Below are 3188 nucleotides of genomic sequence, written 5' to 3'. Positions count from 1 at the left end.
GGCCGAGGTGGGGGCCGAGGTGGGAGTGGTCGGTTTGGTCGGGCTGGCGGGTGTGCCCGACGTGCCCGGTGTCGTCGGTGTCGATGGTGCGGCGCTCGATGATGTGCCGCCGGGGATGGTCGCTGTGGAAGCCGACGTCGGCCCGCTCGACGTCGGCCCGGTCGAGGGCGTGCTGGTCGCCGCGCCGCCGGTGTTGCCGTGCGAGGAGTCGCAGGCGGCTGTGACCGCCGCCGTGCCGAGTGCCGCGATCCCGCCACGGAGAATCGTCCGCCTTGTGCTCATACGCTCAAGTATTACTCGGAAAGCGTGCCCCGCCGCGGCTGACGAGCCGCCCGGCCGGGAGTACGGTGCGAGATATGACGCTGCTGGCCCAGCTGGCCGAGGCGGTCGCCACCGGGACGATCGAGGTGGTGGACCTCACCGCGCCGCTGTCGCATGAGACGCCGATCCTGCGACTCCCCGAGCCGTTCGACAACACCGTCCACTTCGAACTCCGCGAGATCAGCCGCTACGACGAGCGCGGCCCCGCCTGGTACTGGAACGACATCGTCACCGGCGAACACGTCGGCACCCACTTCGACGCCCCGGTGCACTGGATCACGGGGCGCGACGGCGAGGACGTGGCGCAGGTGGCGCCACAGCGCCTGATCGCCCCCGCGGTGGTCCTGGACGCCTCCGACCGCGCGGCAACCGACCCCGACCACTTGCTACAGGTCGAGGACGTGCGCGAATGGGAGGCGAAACACGGGCCACTGCCCGACGGCGGGTGGCTGCTGTACCGCACCGGTTGGGACGCGCGGTCCGGCGACCAGGCCGAGTTCCTGAACGCGAACGAGACCGGCCCGCACACCCCGGGGGTGTCGGCGGAGTGCGCGAAGTGGCTCGCCGAGCAGACGCCGCTGCGGGGGCTCGGGGTGGAGACGGTCGGGACGGATGCCGGGGCGGCGCACGGGTTCGACCCGCCGTTTCCGTGCCACTCGTACATGTTGGGGGCGGGGAAGTACGGGCTGACGCAGCTGCGGAATCTGGATCGGCTGCCCACGCGCGGGGCGGTGCTGATCGCTGCGCCGCTGCCGATTGTGGGTGGGTCGGGGAGTCCGGTGCGGGTGTTGGCTTTGGTGGAGCGGGAGGGGTGAGGCGCCGCCACGCCGCCACGCCGCCACGCCGCCACGCCGCCACGCCGCCACGCCACCACGCCACCACGCCACCACGCCAGCGCATGCCGTGGCGGCGGCAGTGAGCGGCGGCAGTGAGCGGCGAGCTGCGTTAGCTCTGCTGATTGGCTCCGCTGCGCGCTGAGGTCACGCACGAGCCCGGCAACCTGCTGGCCGTTCCGATCGGGGGGCGTTTCGGCCGTCCCGTAGCGCGAGACTCTGCGCGCGCCCCCGCGCCGGGCGTTGCGAAGCGAGCGGGGGCGGGTAGGAACACGCCGCGTCGAGCGATCGGAGGACCCATGTCCGCAACAGAAGAAACCGTCGCTTCCGAAGTCGGTCAGACCTTGCGGGAAGCCGGCGCCGACGTCGTCTTCGGGGTCGTCGGCAGCGGCAACTTCCATGTCACCAACGCGCTGGTCGGTGCCGGCGCGCGCTTCGTCGCCGCGCGGCACGAGGGCGGTGCCGCCACCATGGCCGACGCCTACGCGCGGGTCAGCGGCGGGCTCGGGGTGCTGTCAGTGCATCAGGGCCCTGGGTTGACCAACGCCATGACCGGGATCGCCGAGGCCGCCAAGAGCCGCACGCCGCTGGTCGTGCTGGCCGCCGAGGCCACGTCCCGGCTGTCCAACTTCTGGGTCGACCAGAACGCGCTGGCGCGGGCCGTCGGTGCGCTGCCGCGACGGATCGGCAGCGCCAAGTCGGCGCGCGCGGACACGCTGGCGGCGGTCGCGACCGCGCGGTCCGACCGCCGGACGGTGATCCTCAACCTGCCGCTGGACGTGCAGCAGCAGCGCGTCGAGGCGATGAACCGCTTCGGGCTGGTGTCCGGGGAGACGACGGTCCACCCGCGCGAGGACGACCTGTCGGCGCTCACGGCGCTGGTCGAGGCGGCCGATCGTCCGGTGTTCATCGCCGGGCGCGGCGCGCGGCTGGCCGACGCGCGGGAGGCGATCGCCACGCTGGCCGAGCGGGCCGGGGCGCTGCTCGCCACATCGGCGGCGGCGCGTGGGCTGTTCCGCGGGGAGGCGTTCGACCTCGACGTCAGCGGCGGTTTCGCCACGCCGCTGGCCGCCGAGCTGATCCGGTCCGCGGATCTGATCGTCGGCTGGGGCTGCGGCCTGAACATGTGGACGCTGCGCCACGGCACGCTCATCGCCCCCGACGCGAAGGTCGTGCAGGTCGACACGGAGCAGGACGCGCTCGGCCGGCACCGGCGCCTGGACCTCGGCGTGGTCGGCGACGCGGCGGACACCGCGCGACAGGTGGCCGGACGGGTGTCCGGAGGGGTGTCCGGACGGGGGTCCGGAGGGGTGGCCGGACGGGTGTCCGGACTGGTGTCGACGAAGCACGGCTACCGCTCCCGCGAGATCGCCGACCGGCTGAAGACCGAGGGACGCTGGCCGCAGATCCCGTACACGGACCGCTCGACCGCCGACCACATCGACCCCCGCACCCTGTCCGTCGCGCTGAACGAGATGCTCCCGCTGGAGCGGACGGTCGCGGTCGACTCGGGGAACTTCATGGGCTACCCGGTGATGTACCTCGACGTGCCCGACGCCGAGGGACTGGTGTTCACGCAGGCGTACCAGTCGATCGGCCTGGGCCTGTCGAGCGCGATCGGCGCGGCACTGGCCCGCCCCGACCGCCTGACCGTCGCGGCCCTGGGCGACGGCGGGGCGCTGATGTCGATCACGGAGCTCGAGACGGCGGTGCGGGAGCGGCTGGGGCTGCTGATCGTGGTCTACAACGACGCGGCGTACGGGGCGGAGGTGCACCACTTCGGGCCGCACGGGCACGATCTCGGGACCGTCACGTTCCCGGATACGGATATCGCGGCGATCGCGCGGGGGTTCGGGTGTGAGGGGGCGACGGTGCGGGTGGTCGAGGATTTGAAGGTGCTGGGGCCTTGGTTGGGTGGGGCGCGGGACCGGCCGTTGGTGTTGGACGCGAAGGTGGCGGGGGATGAGGCTGCTTGGTGGCTGGAGGAGGCTTTTCGGGGGCATTAGGGGGTGTTGGGTGTTGGGTGTTGGGTGT

The 3188-nt window shown here is 72.6% G+C and carries 2 protein-coding genes and 1 pseudogene; 2 read left to right on the top strand and 1 reads right to left on the bottom strand.

The genetic code is table 11. The features are described 5' to 3' along the window. Positions 1-282, bottom strand: a pseudogene (locus KGQ19_RS48155) (hypothetical protein); the annotation flags it as partial. 74 nt (positions 283-356) lie between these two features. Between KGQ19_RS48155 and KGQ19_RS48150 the strand changes: the two are divergent. Together KGQ19_RS48150 and KGQ19_RS48145 are read left to right on the top strand one after the other, a co-directional pair. Next, a complete protein-coding gene (locus KGQ19_RS48150; protein WP_212022289.1) occupies positions 357-1136 on the top strand; it encodes a cyclase family protein in 780 nt (259 codons plus the stop codon). A 317-nt stretch (positions 1137-1453) separates the two neighbouring features. Beyond that, positions 1454-3160, top strand: coding sequence for a thiamine pyrophosphate-binding protein (locus KGQ19_RS48145; RefSeq protein ID WP_212022287.1), 1707 nt, complete (start codon positions 1454-1456; stop codon positions 3158-3160). Positions 3161-3188 lie beyond the last annotated feature (28 nt).

It is taken from the genome of Catenulispora pinistramenti, from assembly GCF_018274385.1.
Classification (GTDB): domain Bacteria; phylum Actinomycetota; class Actinomycetes; order Streptomycetales; family Catenulisporaceae; genus Catenulispora; species Catenulispora pinistramenti.
The sequence above is the reverse complement of the archived record's forward strand: the minus strand, read 5'-3'. Positions and strand labels throughout refer to the sequence as shown.